Source organism: Ochrobactrum soli, from assembly GCF_003664555.1.
GTDB lineage: Bacteria > Pseudomonadota > Alphaproteobacteria > Rhizobiales > Rhizobiaceae > Brucella > Brucella teleogrylli.
Window position 1 is genome coordinate 12,896 of record NZ_RCHH01000011.1, and the last position, 18,367, is coordinate 31,262.

The window sequence follows — 18,367 nt, forward strand, 5'->3', positions numbered from 1 at the left end:
TGGTTCAGCCTCACTTTTCTTTTTTCTTGTACATGGCGAGCATGCGCTGGGTGACCAGAAAGCCGCCAAAAATGTTGACGCTCGCCAGAATGAGCGCAATGAAACCGAAGCCGGTTGCCCAGCCCGAAAGAGAAAGGCCAACCGCCAGAAGCGCACCCACCACGATCACCGAGGAAATGGCATTGGTCACGGCCATCAGCGGCGTATGCAGTGCAGGCGTAACCGACCAGACCACGTAATAGCCGACGAAAATCGACAGGATGAAAATCGCAAAGCGGAACACGAACGGATCGATCGCGCCGCCCGATGCGGCATGCGCGGCAGCCGCCGCAGCGTCACCCAGACCACCGGCATTTTCCGCAGCCTGACGGACGGCATCCGCGGCCTGGTTCAAGCTCTCAAGAGCTTTATCGAGACTAGTTTCGGCCATTATGCCTCTCCTCCATCAACTGGAGACTTGGGGGAAGACGAAGACTTTGCAGCGGCCTTCGGTGCTTTTGCAGGCGCTTTTTTCGCCGCTTTCGGCGCAGCAGGTTTCGCTGCATCGCCAACGACTTCTGCCTTGGCGACCTTCGGCTTTGGTGCGGCTTTCGGCTTTGCAGCCGGTTTTTCAGCGACAACAGCAGGCGCGGCATCGGCCTTGGCGAAAGCCGGGTGCAGGATCTTGCCCTGATGGGTCAGAAGCGTCGCCTTGACCAGTTCTTCTTCCGGATCGATCTTGAGAAGCTTGGTTTCCTTGTCGACCAGCGTTTCCACGAAAGCGATCAGGTTGCGTGCATAAAGCTGCGAGGCACTCGCGGCAATGCGGCCCGAAACGTTGAGATGACCAACAATCCGGACGCCATTGACCTCGGCGATCTGACCGGCGACAGCGCCTTCGACATTGCCGCCGCGCTCGACCGCGAGATCGACCAGCACGGAACCCGGACGCATGGAAGCAACCATTTCCTTGGACACCAGACGCGGGGCCGGACGGCCCGGAATGAGCGCCGTGGTGATGACGATATCCTGCTTGGCGATATGGTCGGCGACGAGTGCGGCCTGCTTCGCCTGATATTCCTTCGACATTTCCTTGGCATAACCGCCAGAGGTTTCGGCAGCCTTGAACTCATCATCCTCGACCGCGATGAATTTCGCGCCGAGCGAGGCGACCTGTTCCTTGGCGGCCGGGCGAACGTCGGTTGCCGTCACGACCGCACCGAGACGTCGTGCCGTTGCGATGGCCTGAAGACCCGCAACGCCTGCCCCCATCACGAACACCTTGGCGGCTGGAACCGTACCGGCTGCCGTCATCATCATCGGCATGGCGCGGTCATAGACTTTCGCCGCGTCGATCACCGCCTGGTAACCGGCAAGGTTCGCTTGGCTCGATAGCACGTCCATCACCTGCGCACGGGTGATGCGCGGCATGAATTCCATCGTGAAAGCCGAAATGCCAGCCTTGGCAAGTGCTGCCACCGCGTCTTCATGACCATAAGGGTCCAGCATGGCAAAAAGCGCCGCGCCCGATTTATACCCTTTGAGTTCCGTATCCGTAGGACGGCGCACTTTGAGGACAACGTCTGCCGTTTTGGCATCCGCCGCCGTGCCGATGCGGGCGCCCGCTGCCGTAAACTCGGCATCGGGGATGCGCGATTTCTCACCGGCGCCTTTTTCCACAACGACATCGAAGCCGAGCGCGATGAATTTCTTCACCGTCTCCGCCGATGCCGCAACGCGTGTCTCGTTGGGGTCACTCTCTAGCGGGATAAATAACGTCTGGGCCAAGCTGGTTTCCCTTTCATGGTCTTGATCCGGGCTTGATCCGGCCTTGCGGTCGGGCAGAATTGCGAGCCTCTCAAATGAGGCTCTTTCATAAGAACTGATATTGACGCGACAGTTGCAAATTCGTCAGGCCGTGGCGAAACGAGTGATTTTCGAGCACCGGAGCGGAGCGTACTTTTGGGTACGCGAGCACCGGTGCGCAGGAAATTGCGGGTTGCAGCCCGGCATGGCGAAGAATGCGACTGTAGTGCTAAGACATGCATAAAACCTCGGCATGGTAACCCACGCCAAGGCATTCGATCAAATCATGCGGGGTTAATCCCGGTTCTCTCTTAGATCTTGCTGCATTTTCGCAAGGCCGGATGTCGTCATCCAGCCCGCGTCAATGCGCTAAAGGATGAACCAGGCGGCGACGCAGACTAGGACAAATAGAATGGTCGCGGAAAAGAAACCACCAGCGAAAAAGCCGAACGCCATGGCAATCATAAGGGCGACGAGCGCCACCGTGCCCCATTTAACCAGGCCCGTGAAACCGGCATAAGTTTTCTCATGCTCAGCATAGTCCATCGGTGCGCCAAGTTCAGCCGGAGCCGTCGTATGATGTTCTGCCATTTTCGTTCCACCCATTCAGATTTTCCACCCAACATCCATGATGTTAAGCGAAAACACCTGCAATCTTCAACGTGTCCGCAACAAAAGCCCGGCCTATACGGCAAGTCTTTTCGTCGCAGCCAACCCTCTCTCCGCATGAAGCGGTTCCGCAGTGTTCGTAAATCGAATTCACGCGATGCGCTACATTTAAATGTTTAGAACAGTTTATGCGCCGAGGCCGGTATATTTCGCGGTCGCCATGATGGTCAGCGGCACGGAGCCGCCCCGCATATCGGCAAACATCGCCTGCCGCTCGCGCGGTAATGACTTGAAGAACGGGAAGCGCACCGCAACCGCATCGCGAATATTGCGGATCGGCGCTGCACCCAGCCCGACCTTGATGCCATAGCCCGCATGTTCGCGCGCATCGGCCATCATCGTCGTGCCGAAGATGCGTTTGTAAAAGGCCATATGCTCAGGCTTCACCGAGGCAAGGCATTGATCTGCCACGAAGAATTCTGACGCCATCGCCGCAATGCGCAATGTGATATAGGGGATGGCCGGATATTCACTCAGCAATTCGGGATCGGCGGCAAAGCGGGTCGGATCGACAAAGTGCATGCCGCTATTGAGCAGCGGATCGAGAATATCGGGAAACAGAGCATAGCTCGTTCCCTTGCGATGATCGGGCGTGATGTGATGAATGCGCAATGTGCTGACAAGCTGCCCGTCGACATGCACGCCATAGACGAAAGCGTGGCTGTCCCGGTCGATATCGTCGATGATGGACGGTACTTCGGCCTCGTCCATCACATTGCGGGTACGATAGGAACGATAACGAAGCCGACCGATCTCTTCCAGATCCTCCGCATGGACAATTCGCCGATACTCGACACGATCCAGAAAATGCAGCAGCTGTCGCGCAAAATTGGATAGCGGCGGCTTCTCCCCCGAAACAGCTGAATCAGTCATATAAGCGATTTCCGCACCACCAAATCATGCAAATCATGCACTTCAATTCAGCGCGCAGAATAAGCAGCTTTCCCTTCATGTAAAGGTATAAGTTCAACCGCATATACGCCCCCGCGCCATTTTTGAGACATAATATTGCCACAGATTCGCCACATCGAGACAGCGTTTTTGTGGGCCACCGGATGATAAATGCGCGTTGAAGCGCATTTCAGGGCCTCTTGCCGTGTTTGCCATAATTCGATGACCGGTCCCGGCAACCTGTTTTTCATTCTTGAAGCGAAGTTCAGCGCATCCGTCGCGCGCAATTGTCACGGGGCGCACGGTCCCGACCTAAAAAGGATCAGGCAACCGTACGGCCGCCCTCGCGCCATGTGACGGATTTCGTCGTCATCGAGCCGATCGTGTCGGCGGGCAGCGGCATGCCGAGAAGATAACCCTGCACCAGATCGGCACCGGCGGCAACGCGGATCAGCGCCAGCTGTTCTTCGGTTTCCACGCCTTCGACGGTCACGCCGAGACCAAGCTCGTGCGAAAGCTGCGTCACACCGCGCAATAGCATCAGCGACCGGCGGTCGGTGGTGATGTCGCGCACAAAGGAACGGTCCACCTTCACCTTGGTCAGCGGCAGCGTGTTGAGATAGCTCAGGCTGGAATAGCCCGTGCCGAAATCGTCGAGCGCAATGTTGATGCCCGCATTCTTCAGCCGCTGCAGAACCATGGATGTCTTGTTGCGGTCGGCAATGATCGCGCTTTCCGTCACCTCGACTTCGAGACGGTGTGCAGGCAACCCGGATTTCTGCAAGGCTGCGGCGATATCACGGGCAATCTCGCTGCTTTTCAGGTCGATGGCCGACAGATTGACGGAAACACCGATACGGTCCCCCCAGGTCAGGCAATCCATGCAGGCCTGTTCCAGCATGAAGCGGGTGATATCGGTGATAATCCCCATTTCCTCAGCCAGCGGGATGAATTCCGCAGGCGGCACATTGCCCAGCTCCGGATGCTCCCAGCGCGCCAGTGCTTCACAAGCAACAATGCGCAGAGACTGCGCACTGACGATGGGCTGATAGACGACCTTGATTTCATTATTGCCGATGGCCTGTCGGAGATCGGCCTTGAGCTTCTGGCGGCTGCGATATTTGGTATCCATCGCGCCGACGAAAACTGCCCATTGCCGGTCTTCATGACCTTTTGCTTCGTAAAGCGCCAGATCGGCATTGATATGCATATTGCCGACATCGCAGCTCGCGATATTCTCAATCGCGATACCGGCGCTGATCTCGATATGCACATGATCGCCATCGAGATCATAAACGCCGGACACGACCGAGGTGATATGATCCATCACGCCGGTAATTTCGGCTTGCGTCTGAAGATTGAACACAAACACCACGAACTCGTCGCCGCCGAAACGTGACACCACAAAGCGCTGCTGGTCGAGCGAATAAAGCCGCTCCGCAAACAGCCGCAACAACACATCGCCCGTGTGATGGCCAAGCGTATCGTTGACATGCTTGAAGTGGTTGATGTCGATGACGACCAGAGCGGCAAAACTGTCCGACGGCTGGTGGGCGCGCAGCGTGCGCACCATGGTCTCGAAATAATTACGGTTCGGAAGGCCGGTCAGACCATCGAACCGCGCCATATGCTGAATGCGGGCTTCTGCCTCGACACGCTGCGTCACGTCCTCGAACATGAGAACCGCGCCGTCGCCAACAGTCTGGTTGCCGATACATTCTATATAGCGCTCGCCGGAAAGTTGAAAAATGTCGCGTGTCTTGCGCCCGGCAACGAGATCGGTCATGCGGGCGCGCACATTGGTCATGTCGTTGTGCGGAAACAGCCCTTCCCGCGCGCAATAGCGCAGCAGCACTTCCAGCCTGCGCCCGTGCAGCTTGGTGTGTTCGGCGATCCGCAGCATCGCCTTGGCCTTGTTGTTGATCACCGCAATGCGGCTCTGGCCGTCGAGCATGAGAAGGCCCTGCGGCATATTATTGAGCGCGGCATCGAACCGCCCCGCCACAATCGACAGGCGCCGCTTGCCCATGACGGCAGCGAAGAGAAATTCGCGCAGGCCGTTCGCCATCTCGATATTGGACAGGAAATACGGGATCAGCAGCAGGCCGATAATGATGTGAAAGGGAGTCCCCGCAAGCACGAGCCCGGCCAGAACCGGAATGAGCGTGCAGATCGACATCAGAACGACCGCCTTCGCCGAGGCATAATTGCGCCCGACGATGGAAACGACGGAAGCCAGCAAAATGGTCAGGCTCGCCAGTTCGGCAAAGGGATCGCGCAGCACGAAGATCGAGAAGAAGCACAACATGCCGAGCGTTGCGCAGACCAGTGAAGCGCCTATGAGATAGCGCAATTCCCAGCGGTCGAGATCGGCGGATGTGAGTTGGGTAAGCCTGGCGCGATCGAACTGCCGCATGTCGTAGAGACGACCGAGAGCGACCACAGCAAAAAGCCCGGCAAAGCCGATGAAATGCCAGTCGAGTGTTTTTACATAAATGACGACACAGGCCACCACATGGGCCAGCAAGCCAAACCAGAGCGTAGTGCGATTACCATAAAGTGATCGCATGAAAGAAAGCCGCACGTCTGCAGGTATGTCAGGTTTACGGCTTCGCCACATGTCCTTGCTTGTGTCCCTATCGTGAGGGCGATTATTGCACTAATGACTTAAAAATATCTTTCGCGAAATGAAACCACAAGCTGTTACCACCGCCACCATAAGATGTATCCCAACTATTTTTACGGGAACAACTTATCTGCAAGCTGGAGAACAGCAATACAACCATAAGCTTTTAAAGCGAAGCACCTCAAACAATTTGACCGCGAAAGCAGAGCGCGAAAACGGGCTGTATTTCGCCTTCCCCGGCATCAGCTCTTCACGGGTGATCTACAGCAAAACTAGAGAATATCGCCGGGATTTCACAACCACTGGAGGAAACCCGGATGAAAGCCTGCCAGAGCCGGATAAATCGCTAGCTCGGATGGACACATTCAAAGGCTGTGCCCACCATCCACATTGACGATTGTGCCGGTCATATAGCGGCTGGCATCCGAGGCCAGCATCAGCACCACGCCGTCAAGATCCTGCGGTTCGCCAAGGCGGCGCAGTGGATTACGCCCTTTGAAGTAGCCTGCGGCGGGTCCGCTGAGCTGTTCCTCGTTGATTCGGGTCGGAAACCAGCCCGGAGAGATCGCATTGACGCGGATATCGTGCCCGGCCCATTCAAGCGCGAGCGCGCGCGTCATCTGGGTAATGCAGGCTTTGGACATGGAATAAGCCGCCGCACCCTTCTGCGGCCTGTCGCCCAGAATGCTGGTCGTATTGATAATGCAACCGCCTGCGCCATGAGCGATCATGCGGCGCGCGGCTTCCTGCGCCACGAAGAAAGCGCCAGCCACATTGACCTCGAAAATATGCTCCAGCATATCGCGTGTCGTATCAAGCGCCCGCGCCATATGGGCCACACCGGCATTATTGAACAGGGTCGTAATCGGCCCGAAACGCTGCTCGGCTTCATCGAAGGCGCGTATGATTTCGTCAGGATGGGTTACATCAGCCATGATTTCCAAAACTTCGCCGCCCGACGGACACAGGCTTTCACCGGCATGCGTGCGCGAAATGGAGATCACTTTTGCTCCATGGCCCGCCAGCACATGCACCATGCGCAGGCCCAGACCCGAGGAACCTCCCGTCACGGCAATGACCTTGCCCCGGACGGAAAAAAGCTGATCGTCAGTCATGCATCCCCTCAACTGCCAATCCATTTTCACCCCTATTAGAGCATTTCCAGCAAAAGTGCGTAGCGTCTGCGCGGGGAAATCAATTCGCTGGACTGATTTCTTATCCCGCTTCGATGCGTAGGATAATGCTCAAAAACAAATAGATAGAGCGGTTCCACAAATCGTCTTAACCGGAACCGCTCCAGGACATTCATAACGGCATTTAACCCGTGCATAGAGGCAAAAAACGCTTCAAATCAAGACAATACACAAAAGCCGCACGAGCGTGATGAAAAGACGACACTTCCTGCCAATTGCAGAAGCCTTCATTCACGCACATCTTATCCGAAAACTGTTTCACAGTTTTGAGGATGTGCTCTATTGCAGAAGGCTGAGAGCCAAATTCATGGATTTGAGTGCTATGTCGAAGTCCCGCCCCCTCATTGCCGTACCGACTGACGTCAAACCTTTCGAGAATTACACCTGGCATGCAGCGCCGGATCAATATCTGGCTGCGGCCATCGATGTCGCGCAAGTGACGCCACTTCTGGTGCCAAGCTTCGGCGACAAGATGGATCTTGACGCCATTCTCGACGCGGTGGATGGCGTGCTGATCACCGGCTCGAAATCCAACGTCAACCCTGCCCTCTACGGTGTCGAGCCGAGTGCGGCCTTCGAACCCTATGACGATGCGCGTGACGCGACCTCGCTGCCACTGATCCGCGCGGCCATTGAAAAAGGCGTGCCGGTACTGGCGATCTGCCGCGGCATTCAGGAATTGAATGTGGCGCTGGGTGGCACGCTGGCCACCGAAATTCAGGAATTGCAGGGCCGGATGGACCATCGTGCGCCGCAATCCGAAAGTCAGGCCGAGCGTTTCGCGATCCAGCACCCGATCCGGATCAAGCCGGATTCATGCCTTGGCGCAATTTTGAAAGAAGACAGCGTAAAGGTGAACTCGGTGCACCGTCAGGCCATCGACCGGCTTGCGCCGCGCCTTGAAGTGGAAGCCGTGGCCGAAGACGGCACCGTGGAAGCCGTCTCCGTCAAGGACGCCAAGGGTTTTGTCGTCGGCGTCCAATGGCACCCGGAATATTGGGTCCAGTCCGATGCCCCCTCGCGGAAGATATTCGAGGCGTTTGGCGAGGCGGTGCGGGAGCATAAGATAGGGCAGTAGGGCAGTAGGGCAGTAGAAGATTATGGTCGTTTCGGCCGTCCGCAACCAAAACATACTGCCTTATTCCCATACTGCCCTACTGCCTTACCTCCGCCGTCTCCGGCACCGGCGTGATCGCCTTGCCGGTATCGAACCACGCAATGAGATTATCGATCACCAGATCGGCCATGGCCTGACGGGTCTTGTGCGATGCGGATGCGATATGCGGCAGCAAAACCGTATTCGGTGCATCGAGCAGGCCCTGCGGCACCGATGGTTCGTTGGAGAAAACATCCAGTCCCGCAGCCGCAATCGTGCCGTCATTCAAAGCCTTGGCCAGCGCGTCTTCATCGACCAGCGAGCCGCGACCGACATTGATCAGAACGCCATCGGAACCGAGTGCTTGCAGCACGTCAGCATTGACCGCCTTGGCCGTTTCCGCACCACCCGGCGCAACCAGAATAAGCGTGTCGACCGCCTTGGCCAGCTCAAGCAGGCTTGGATAATAATCGTAAGCGACACCTTCCGCCTTGCGGCGGTTATGGTAGGAAACCGGCAGGCCAAACGCTTCCACACGATGGGCGACCGCCTTGCCGATACGGCCAAGGCCGAAAATGCCGACCTTGCGTCCGCGCAGCGAAAGCTTCGACAGCGGATAGCGGCCTTCCTTTTCCCAGCGGCCCGCACGCAGGAATTCCTGCGACTTCGACAATTCGCGCACCGTATCGATCAAAAGGCCGAGCGCCGTGTCGGCCACTTCGTCGGTCAGTACGTCCGGCGTGTTGGTGACCATCACGTTGCGGGTGGCGGCATGTTTGGCATCGACGGCATCATAACCGACGCCGAAATTGCCGATGATCTTCAGATTGGGCAAAGCGTCGATGAGCGCGGCATCCACGGTGGACATGCTGGCAATGCCCTGCACATCGCCAGCCCAGGCCGCATCAACGAGCGCCGCGTCGCCGCGCGGGATGCGGCGTACCGAAAACTCACCCGACAGGCGTTCGACGGCATAATCGTTGAAGTTACCGAGCACCAGAACGGTTGCGTCGCGCTTGGTCATGACAATATTCCTCTGGGCATTTCGCAGTTCGTGGGAGACCGGTAGCCGGTCAGCTTGAACCGGACCCGGAGCGTGGAAATCAGGGCTGTTTAGGCTTGGACGTCGATTGCCTTATATGCAGTTCCGGCTTGATGAGTTCCTGCGTCGAGGCAACCTCGACACCGTTCAGCTGATCGAGCAAAGCGCGGGCGGCGCGGCGTCCGACCTCGCGCTGGCCGTTCCAGACGGTCGTAAGCGCAGGCGTTGCAATCGCCGCCTCTTCCAGATCGTCATAGCCGGTCACGGATATGTCGTCGCCCGGCACAAGCCCGGCGCGCGCGATGCCATTCATCAGGCCGATTGCGGTCAGGTCGTTCCAGCACACGGCAGCCGTCGGCTTGTCCTTCAAGGCGAGGAACTGCGGCGCGACTTCAAACCCGCCCTGTTTGGTGCGCGGACCCGCGATGCGCCAGTCGTCGCGCACTTCAAGCCCGGCCTTCTCCATCGCCTGAACATAACCGCGATAACGGTCGCGACCGGTCGAGGTCTGGTCAGTGCCGCCGATCATTGCGATGCGCTTGTGACCAAGCGAAATCAGGTGATTGGTGGCAAGGCCGACGCCATAAGCATCGTCGCCCCGAAACACGGGCGCATGCACGCCCTCGACACTGCGCGCGATGAAAACGACCGGCAGGCCGTTATCCTCGGCGATCTGGATATCTTCCGGCGGCGTACCGATGGCGGGCGACATGATCACCCCGTCGGCGCCAAGCTGCAAAAGCGTGTCCATGAAGGTGCGCTGCTTTTCCAGCTGGTCGTAATGGTTGGACAAAATGAAGGTCTGGCGGGACCGGTCGAGTTCCGATTCGATGGATTTCAGAATTTCCGCGAAAAACGGGTTCATGATGTCGTGCACCACGACACCGACAATCCCCGACCGCGACGTGCGCAGGCTCGCTGCCCTGCGGTTATAGATATAACCGATGGCGCGGGCATGTTCCTTGATCTTCTCACGGGTCTGGTCGGCAACAAGCGGACTGTCGCGCAGCGCAAGCGAAACGGTAGCCGTCGAAACACCCAGCGCATCAGCGATGGTCGAAAGCTTGATTTTCTGGGCCAAGTCGCCTCCCCAACGGTCCATGCCACGAAAGCCCCGCGTCACATGTCACAAGGGCGTCATCATTAAAACGGTTATGCCATTGCAATTATTGAATTGAAAGTATTTTTGGCATCAAGCTGAAACCGCCGCCGCTTATTCAGCTTCGTCGTCGTCAATGGCATCGGCGGACGATTCTTCCGCCACACGCGACAGACCGCGCAGCGCCAGATTGCCTTCCATTCGACCCAGCATTTTCAGGAACGTCTTGCGCTCCTTCTTGTCGAGGCCCTTCAGCATGTCCTTGTCGGTCTTGCGAATGGATTTCTCGATGGCCTTGATCGTCTCAAGTCCCGCCTGCGTCAGATAAACATGCGACTGGCGCTGGTCGGTATCGGATGCACGCTTGGCGACAAAACCCTGCCCTTGCAGACGGGCAATCGTCTTGGTGATGGTTGGCGGGCGCACGCCAAGCCGCTGCGCAAGCACGCCGGGCGTGAGACCGTCTTCAGCGGCCAGTTGCAGCATGACTGCATCCTGTCCGGCATAAAGTCCCTGTTCCAGAAGCCTTGTGGCCAGAACTGTTCTTGAAAGACGCGCCACGGATTGCAGCCGATAAAGTACAACCGCTTTATTGTCCTTGTTCATCGCCACCTCACCCTTTGTTGCGACTTCATTCTGTCGCTCGATCGACATTGCCGGAGATGTTTATAGCGTAAAATATTGTCCGACTTATGAAACAACAAGGTTAAAAACATTTCGCTGAAGTGAGGGGCGGTGTTTTTACCGCTTGGGTTGCCCCCCCGGCGAACCGACGTTAGGTTCGACCACCAGAAAAAACAGTGAGGAAAATATGACGGAACTGCGCGATCAGAACAGCGATATGATTGTCGTCCTGCCCCTTGGCGCACACGAACAGCATGGCCCTCACCTGCCGTTCGAGACGGACACGATCATCGCGGAAAGCATTGCCGCGCGGGTTGGCGAGGCGATACCGGCTGGTCTGAACGTCAATTTCCTGCCGGTGCAGCCAGTCGGCTATTCCATCGAACACATGGATACCGAAGGCACACAGAGCCTCGCCTTTTCGGAAGCGGTCAACCAGTGGATCGGCATCGGCGAAAACCTGCATGCGGGCGGCATCCGCAAGCTGGTGATGCTGAACGCCCATGGCGGCAACTCGCCATTGATGACCATCGTGGCGACCGAATTGCGCGTCCGGCTCGGCATGCTCGCAGTCGCGACGAGCTGGACCCGCTTCGGCCTGCCGGACGGCCTGATCACGCCGGAAGAAAAGGCGCTCGATATTCATGGCGGCTTTATCGAAACCTCGGTGATGCTAGCGCTGCGGCCCGATCTGGTGGATATGTCGAAAGCACGCAATTTCAGCAACGCCCAGTCACGCTACGCCGAGGAATTCAAGTTCCTGCGCGCCTATGGTCCGCACGCATTTGGCTGGAAGATGCACGATCTCAACCCGGAAGGCGTTGCAGGCAACGCTGCCGCAGCAACGGCGGAAGCAGGCGAAAAGCTGATCGCCAATGCCGTATCCGGCTTTGTCGAACTGCTGCGCGATGTCCATCGCTTCGATCTGGCGCGGTTCAAATCCTAGGGTTCATACCGATGGCGCGAATGTGAAGGGGCATATGTAATAATATAGCATTGCATATGGCATTACTGTCGTCGTTCCCTTATATGAAATGTCCGATCCGAAGTCCCGGCATGCGCCTTTGCGCACCGACCGATCCGGGGCCGCAACGTCTAGAGGCATGATCATGAGCCAGGCTGAAGCCCAAACCACAGCAGAGGCGACCACTGAAGCTGGCCGCATTCCCGTTACCGTTCTGACCGGCTATCTGGGCTCGGGCAAAACCACCCTTCTCAACCGCATTCTGACCGAGAATCACGGCAAGCGTTATGCCGTTATCGTCAATGAATTCGGCGAGATCGGCATCGACAACGACCTGATCGTCGAGTCGGATGAAGAAATCTACGAAATGAACAATGGCTGCATCTGCTGCACCGTGCGCGGCGACCTGATCCGCGTGGTGGAAGGTCTGATGCGCCGTCCAGGCCGTTTCGACGCCATCGTCGTGGAAACCACCGGCCTTGCCGATCCGGTTCCGGTCGCGCAGACCTTCTTCATGGATGACGACGTGCGCGCCAAGACCGGCCTCGACGCCGTTGTCGCCCTCGTGGATGCCAAGCATCTGCCGCTGCGCCTCAAGGACAGCCGCGAAGCCGAAGACCAGATTGCCTTTGCCGATGTCGTGCTGATCAACAAGACCGATCTGGTGACGCCGCAAGAACTGGCCACCATCGAAGCCACGGTTCGCGCCATCAACCCGCATGCCATCATCCACCGCACCGAGCGCGCCTCGATCCCGCTTGAGCGCGTTTTGGACCGTGGCGCCTTCGACCTGAAGCGCGTGCTGGAAAACGATCCGCATTTCCTCGACCATGATCATCCCGATCATGTCTGTGGCCCGGATTGCGACCATGATCATGGGCATGACGACCATCATCATGACCACCACGGGCACCACCACCATGCGCATGATCACGACCATGATCATCATCACCATGACCACGATCATGTCTGCGGCCCGGACTGTGACCACGATCATCACCACCACGATCATGCCTCGCCAATCCACGATGTGACGGTTAAGTCTGTTTCGTTGCGGGCCGGTGATATCGATCCGGCAAAATTCTTCCCGTGGATTCAGAACATCACCCAGACGCAGGGGCCGAACATTCTGCGCCTCAAGGGCATTATCGCTTTCAAGGACGATCCGGACCGCTATGTGGTTCAGGGCGTTCACATGATCATCGAAGGCGATCACCAGCGCGCATGGAAGCCGGAAGAAAAGCGGGAAAGCCGTCTTGTCTTCATCGGACGCGAACTCGACCCGGCTGAATTGAAAGCCGGTTTCGAAAACTGCCAAGTCAAATAAGAAATACTGGACACTGATGCCTACAGTTGCCCCGTTTGACCTCGAAGGTCATTGTCTTCATGCGCGCTTCATCGGCGACGTTCCTTTCTTTGCCATGGCTGATGGGACGATCCATCGGCTGGATAACGGCAACCAGAGTTCGACGGCCCATGACGGACTGTTGAGCGCTGTGGTTGCCGTTGACGGCAAGTCGCTCATCACCGGCGGCGAAGACGGTCGCGTCTGCCGCACCGATGCCAGCGGCACGGTGACCGAACTCGCCAAGGTCCCGCGCAAATGGATGACGGCTGTTGCAGCCGGTCCCGGCGGTACGGTCGGCTTTGCCTCGGGCCGTTCGGCATGGGTGCGCAACTCTGACGGCAAGGTGCAGGAATACACGCAGGAACGCAGCGTTGAAGGCATTGCCTTTGCGCCGAAGGGCCAGCGGCTTGCGATTGCCCGCTACAACGGGGCGACGCTGATTTGGACCGGCACCGCCGCCAAGCCCGTCGAACTGGAATGGAAAGGCGCGCATATCGGCGTCATTTTCTCGCCCGATGGCCGCTTTCTCATCACCTCGATGCAGGAAAATGCCTTGCATGGCTGGCGTCTGGAAGACGCCAAGCACATGCGCATGACCGGCTATCCGGCAAAGGTGAAGGACTGGTCGTGGAGCGTGAAGGCCAAGTGGCTTGCAACATCCGGCGCGCCTGCGGCCATCGTCTGGCCTTTTGCGGGCAAGGACGGCCCGATGGGTAAGGCCCCGCTTGAGCTTGGCCTGCGCGGCGACAGCATGGTGACGACGGTTGCCTGCCATCCGGTCGAGGATATCGTCGCCATTGGTTATAATGACGGCATGATCATGCTGGTTCGTTTTGCCGATCAAAAGGAAGTTCTGCTGCGCCGCCCCGGCAAGGGCGCCATCTCCAGCATGGGCTGGGACGATCAGGGCCACCGCCTCGCTTTCGGTTCGGAAGTGGGGGATTGTGGCATCGTCTCTTTAAGGGATTAGGGGAATAAGGGAGTAGGTTTTAAAAGAGTGTCAGGCGCTTCTCGCCCAACATACTCCCCTATTCCCTTATTCCCCTACTCCCCTAACTCACGGTCTGCGCATCGACACCGCAGGCGCACCGTCTGGTCCAAGCGACGCGACCCACTGGCTGATTGCGGCGGCATCCTTGTCGCCGAGCATGTGATCGGCATCAATCGTGCGCGCATCGACGCGCGCGCCGCTGGAGCGCAGAAGCGCGGAAAGCGCGGGCGCAAAGGGTGAGTAGAGCTTGTCTTCCTCGCCGGTGATCGTCAGCACGCGCGTCTTGCTCAGATTGGCAACCGGCGCATTGTCCAGCACCGGCATCGAGCGCATCAGCACGGCACGCTTCACCAGATCAGGATGCAGCATCATGGTTGCCGCCAGGAGATTGGCGCCGTTCGAATAGCCCACGAAAGTCGCGTGCGTAAGGTCGAGGTCCTTGTCGTCGGCAAGCCGCGTCAGGAACGTCACGAAGGCATTGGCTTCGAGCTTGATATCCTTCTGGTCGAACTTGACCGGCGTGATGCGCTTGTACCAGCGCGTGCCGCCGTCCTGCATGACACGACCACGAATGCCGAGCAGTGTCGCGCGCGGCCAGATTTTCGACGCCAGCGGGACAAGGCTGGTTTCATTGCCGCCCGAACCGTGCAGCAGGATAACCAGTTCGTTGGACGCTTTTTCCGGCGTATAGAAGCGGTGGATGAACTGCCTGCTGCGGGAGAAATTCTGTTCCGGCGTAATTTCCGTATCCATCTTCTTCTCGCGCATGGTGACGCCTTCGCCGAGCTTCGGGGCGCCTTCTTCTTCTTTCATTGAAGCGGCAATACCGCTCAGTGCCTTGCCCTGACCTTTCGTGGAAACAGCCACAGGCTGCCCCTCAGCAAAAGCCGAGCCGGTCGATACCATAAGCGCAGCCGCCAAAGCGGCAATAAACATCTTCTTTACCATGATCTCTACATAGCCAACGAGACGTTAACGAAGGTTTGAAAGCGGCCCCTCAACAAGGCGATTGAGCACGGCCTTCGCGGCGAATGGAACTCTCTTAACAGCAGAGATTTAGCAGGAATGTGGCGAAATGCACGAAAAATTACGACCTGTTACAATTCTGTTACATCTCCATTGCGAGACTTATTCGCCATCACTAAAGCGTGAGCCACACCGAAGCGATGAAAACTCCTTGCTTTTGACGTGTTTGGCGAGAAAATCAGCTATTATGCGGGAGAAAGAGATCAACGCCCATGAGCAGCTTTAAATTCAGCCGTCTTTCGCATGCCCGTCTCACTTATGATGCGGTGACACCGAAGAACCTCTATCTGCACCGTCGGCAGTTTATGGCGGGCCTCGGCGCGCTCGCTACCGCAGGTTTTGCGTCGTCGGCTTTTGCAGACCCGCTCAAGGCTGTCGCATCCGCCTATAAGGTCGATGAAAAGCTGACCCCGAAGGCCGATGTCACCAGCTACAATAATTTCTATGAATTCGGCACAGACAAGAGCGACCCAGCCGCCAATTCCAGCGATTACAAGCCGCTGCCCTGGAAGCTGACCATCGATGGGCTGGTGAAGCAGCCGAAAGAATTCGACATGCGCGAGTTGATCGACAAGATGCCGCTGGAAGAGCGCATCTATCGTATGCGCTGTGTCGAGGCGTGGTCGATGGTAATCCCGTGGATCGGCTTTCCGCTGGCAAGCCTGCTGTCACAGGTGGAGCCACTCGGCTCTGCCAAATATATCGCCTTCACCGGTGTCGTCCGCCCGGAGGAAATGCCCGGCCAGAAGGGGCTGTTTCAGGTGCTGGACTGGCCCTATGTCGAAGGGTTACGACTGGACGAAGCCCGGCATCCGCTGACCATCCTGGCGGTTGGCCTTTACGGCGAGACGCTTCCCAACGCCAATGGCGCGCCGATCCGGCTCGTGGTGCCGTGGAAATATGGTTTCAAAGGCATCAAGGCCATTACCCGTATCTCCTTTGTCGAGAAGCAGCCGCCCACCTCGTGGCAGCAGCAGGCCGCCAATGAATATGGCTTCTATGCCAATGTGAACCCGGCGGTCGATCATCCCCGCTGGAGCCAGGCGACAGAACGGCGCATCGGCGAGGACAGTTTCTTCGCTTCCAGCCGCCGCCCGACCCTGCCCTTCAACGGCTATGCGGACGAAGTCGCGTCGCTTTATACCGGCATGGACCTGAAGGCGAATTACTGACATGGCAGCCGAGAGAATGGGTGCAACCGAAGGGGGCGCGAAAAAGCCGACGCGTCGCCAGACTGATGGCTGGAAGGTCTGGCTGCTCTATGCGGCGGGGTTTGTTCCGGCTGTCTGGACCTTCTATCTCGGCGCGACCGGCGGCCTTGGTGCCGATCCGGTCAAGACGTTCGAACATACGCTCGGTCTCTGGGCGCTGCGCTTGCTGATCCTGACATTGCTCGTCACCCCGATCCGCGACCTGACCGGCATCAGCCTGCTGCGCTATCGCCGGGCGCTCGGTCTTCTCGCCTTCTATTATGCGCTTATGCATTTCGCGACCTATATGGTGCTCGATCAGGCGCTGAATTTTCCGGTTATCATCGCCGATATTCTCCGCCGCCCCTTCATCACCATCGGCATGATCAGTCTCGTGCTGCTTGTGCCTTTGGCGCTGACCTCCAACAACTGGTCGATCCGTCGGCTCGGACGCCGCTGGACCAGCCTGCACAAGCTCGTCTATGTGGCCATTGCAGGCGGTGCGATCCATTTCATCCTATCCGTGAAAAGCTGGCCCGCAGAGCCGATCATCTATGCCGCCATCGTCGCAGCGCTGCTGCTGTGGCGGCTGGTGCGTCCCTACAGGCGCAATCGAAAGACATCCGCGCCGCGCCCGCGTGGAGAGGCTGTCGCCTTAAAGAAGTAACGGCTAATAGAAGAGCTTCTTTTTACAGATTCCAATGTACTGAACTAAATTTATCCATTTTTTGGATAAGCAATGACATTGCGCCGCAAATCATGTCAGTATCGCCGCCAATTCCACATTGATTACCACAACTGGCGAGCACTGAGGCCCATGACGTCTATTTTGAAATCGGCGCCCGTTCGCATCGCAGGCAAGTTTATCTTCATCCTTTTCGCTCTTATCTTTGCGATCTGGGCGAGTTTGGCGATGTGGTATCAGTTGCCCTTCGGCAGCGTTGTTCGCCAGGCGATCATCGCGCTGTGGTTGCTCTTCACCCTCTGGACCATAGCCGGGGAAAGGCGCTTCTCCTGCTGGCGCAAACGGCTGTTCTTCTGCCTCCTCGCGCTCATCATCCTCGGCTGGTGGACGACCATCCGCCCTTCCCTCGACCGCATGTGGGCGCCGGACGTCGCGCGCATCGTTACCGGCAAGGTGGATGGCGATATCGTCACGCTCACCAATGTTCGCGATTTCGAATGGCGCACGACGGAAGACTTTACCGAAAATTGGAAAGACGAAACCTACGATCTCAGCAAGATTACTTCGGTTGATATCTACCTGTCCTACTGGTCGAGCCCGGCCATCGCTCACACGCTGCTTTCATTCGGCTTTGCGGATGGGCGTCATGTGGTCTTCTCCGGCGAAATCCGCCGCGAGCATCATGAGGTCTTCTCGTCTATTGGCGGCTTTTTCCGGGAATTCGAGCTGGCGATGATCGCCGCCGAGGAACGGGACATCATCTATCTGCGCACCAATATCCGCAAGGAAGACGTCTACCGCTATCAGGTCAAACTGCCGCCCGGCCCGGCCAGACAATTGTTCCTGTCCTATGTCGAGCGCGGCAACCAGCTGGCCGCAAAGGCGGAATTCTACAACACGCTGACCACCAACTGCACGACCATGATCTTCGACATGGCGCGGCTGCTCGATCCAACATTCCCGTTCGACTATCGCATTCTGCTGTCAGGCTTTCTGCCCGGCTATCTTTTCGACAATGGCTGGATCGAGGATGGCGGTTCGCTGGAAGAAATACGCCAGCGCGCATCCATCGACGCAAAAGCGCAGGCAGGCGGACGCGACGGCTTCTCGCAACGCATCCGCGAATAAAAAACCCCGC

General features: G+C 57.7%; 17 protein-coding genes. 7 read left to right on the forward strand and 10 right to left on the reverse strand.

Features of this window, described 5'->3' with window-relative positions; translation table 11 throughout:
• Window positions 1-10: 10 nt before the first annotated feature.
• The 6 genes from D8666_RS17140 to D8666_RS17165 form a co-directional block, all read right to left on the reverse strand.
• Complete coding sequence (locus D8666_RS17140) at window positions 11-430, reverse strand: proton-translocating transhydrogenase family protein (protein WP_021587083.1); 420 nt, start codon at window positions 428-430, stop codon at window positions 11-13.
• Complete coding sequence (locus tag D8666_RS17145; RefSeq protein WP_109369618.1) at window positions 430-1,767, reverse strand: Re/Si-specific NAD(P)(+) transhydrogenase subunit alpha; 1,338 nt, start codon at window positions 1,765-1,767, stop codon at window positions 430-432. The genes D8666_RS17140 and D8666_RS17145 overlap by 1 nt, the downstream gene beginning before the upstream one ends.
• Before the next feature lie 387 nt (window positions 1,768-2,154).
• Window positions 2,155-2,376, reverse strand: a complete 222-nt coding sequence (locus tag D8666_RS17150) for an aa3-type cytochrome c oxidase subunit IV (protein WP_109370289.1) — start codon at window positions 2,374-2,376, stop codon at window positions 2,155-2,157.
• 204 nt (window positions 2,377-2,580) lie between these two features.
• On the reverse strand, window positions 2,581-3,327 hold the full coding sequence (locus D8666_RS17155) for an N-acyl amino acid synthase FeeM domain-containing protein (protein WP_109369619.1): 747 nt from the start codon (window positions 3,325-3,327) through the stop codon (window positions 2,581-2,583).
• A gap of 340 nt (window positions 3,328-3,667) precedes the next feature.
• On the reverse strand, window positions 3,668-5,965 hold the full coding sequence (locus D8666_RS17160; protein WP_109369620.1) for a putative bifunctional diguanylate cyclase/phosphodiesterase: 2,298 nt from the start codon (window positions 5,963-5,965) through the stop codon (window positions 3,668-3,670).
• A gap of 371 nt (window positions 5,966-6,336) precedes the next feature.
• Window positions 6,337-7,086, reverse strand: coding sequence for an SDR family NAD(P)-dependent oxidoreductase (locus D8666_RS17165; protein WP_109369621.1), 750 nt, complete (start codon window positions 7,084-7,086; stop codon window positions 6,337-6,339).
• A 400-nt stretch (window positions 7,087-7,486) separates the two neighbouring features.
• Between D8666_RS17165 and D8666_RS17175 the strand changes: the two genes are divergently transcribed.
• Window positions 7,487-8,242 carry a gamma-glutamyl-gamma-aminobutyrate hydrolase family protein gene (locus tag D8666_RS17175; RefSeq protein ID WP_109369623.1) on the forward strand — a complete coding sequence of 252 codons (756 nt, stop codon included), beginning with the start codon at window positions 7,487-7,489 and terminating at the stop codon, window positions 8,240-8,242.
• A gap of 76 nt (window positions 8,243-8,318) precedes the next feature.
• On the opposite strand, the gene D8666_RS17180 is transcribed toward D8666_RS17175, so the two are convergent.
• From D8666_RS17180 to D8666_RS17190, 3 genes are all read right to left on the reverse strand, one after another.
• Window positions 8,319-9,284, reverse strand: a complete 966-nt coding sequence (locus D8666_RS17180; protein ID WP_109369624.1) for a 2-hydroxyacid dehydrogenase — start codon at window positions 9,282-9,284, stop codon at window positions 8,319-8,321.
• Between the two features lie 79 nt (window positions 9,285-9,363).
• On the reverse strand, window positions 9,364-10,383 hold the full coding sequence (locus tag D8666_RS17185) for a LacI family DNA-binding transcriptional regulator (protein ID WP_109369625.1): 1,020 nt from the start codon (window positions 10,381-10,383) through the stop codon (window positions 9,364-9,366).
• 132 nt (window positions 10,384-10,515) lie between these two features.
• A complete protein-coding gene (locus D8666_RS17190) occupies window positions 10,516-11,007 on the reverse strand; it encodes a MarR family winged helix-turn-helix transcriptional regulator (protein WP_109370290.1) in 492 nt (163 codons plus the stop codon).
• A gap of 205 nt (window positions 11,008-11,212) precedes the next feature.
• Here D8666_RS17190 and D8666_RS17195 point away from each other — a divergent pair, with 205 nt between their 5' ends.
• The 3 genes from D8666_RS17195 to D8666_RS17205 all read left to right on the forward strand — a co-directional run bounded on the left by D8666_RS17195 (window position 11,213) and on the right by D8666_RS17205 (window position 14,307).
• Complete coding sequence (locus D8666_RS17195) at window positions 11,213-11,971, forward strand: creatininase family protein (protein ID WP_109369626.1); 759 nt, start codon at window positions 11,213-11,215, stop codon at window positions 11,969-11,971.
• 163 nt (window positions 11,972-12,134) lie between these two features.
• On the forward strand, window positions 12,135-13,316 hold the full coding sequence (locus D8666_RS17200) for a CobW family GTP-binding protein (RefSeq protein WP_181376101.1): 1,182 nt from the start codon (window positions 12,135-12,137) through the stop codon (window positions 13,314-13,316).
• 16 nt (window positions 13,317-13,332) lie between these two features.
• Complete coding sequence (locus tag D8666_RS17205; protein ID WP_109369628.1) at window positions 13,333-14,307, forward strand: WD40 repeat domain-containing protein; 975 nt, start codon at window positions 13,333-13,335, stop codon at window positions 14,305-14,307.
• Window positions 14,308-14,394: 87 nt separating this feature from the next.
• Here the strand turns inward: D8666_RS17205 and D8666_RS17210 are convergent, their stop codons facing one another.
• Window positions 14,395-15,276: an alpha/beta hydrolase gene (locus tag D8666_RS17210; RefSeq protein WP_109369629.1), complete on the reverse strand. Its 882-nt coding sequence runs from the start codon at window positions 15,274-15,276 to the stop codon at window positions 14,395-14,397.
• 290 nt (window positions 15,277-15,566) lie between these two features.
• Between D8666_RS17210 and msrP the strand changes: the two genes are divergently transcribed.
• The 3 genes from msrP (at window position 15,567) to D8666_RS17225 (ending at window position 18,357) form a co-directional block, all read left to right on the forward strand.
• Entirely contained in the window at window positions 15,567-16,526 is a 960-nt protein-coding gene (gene msrP / locus D8666_RS17215; RefSeq protein WP_121538853.1) for a protein-methionine-sulfoxide reductase catalytic subunit MsrP, read from the forward strand.
• Between the two features lie 16 nt (window positions 16,527-16,542).
• On the forward strand, window positions 16,543-17,211 hold the full coding sequence (gene msrQ, locus D8666_RS17220) for a protein-methionine-sulfoxide reductase heme-binding subunit MsrQ (RefSeq protein WP_109370291.1): 669 nt from the start codon (window positions 16,543-16,545) through the stop codon (window positions 17,209-17,211).
• 150 nt (window positions 17,212-17,361) lie between these two features.
• Entirely contained in the window at window positions 17,362-18,357 is a 996-nt protein-coding gene (locus tag D8666_RS17225) for an Lnb N-terminal periplasmic domain-containing protein (protein ID WP_121538855.1), read from the forward strand.
• The last annotated feature ends 10 nt before the right edge of the window (window positions 18,358-18,367 follow it).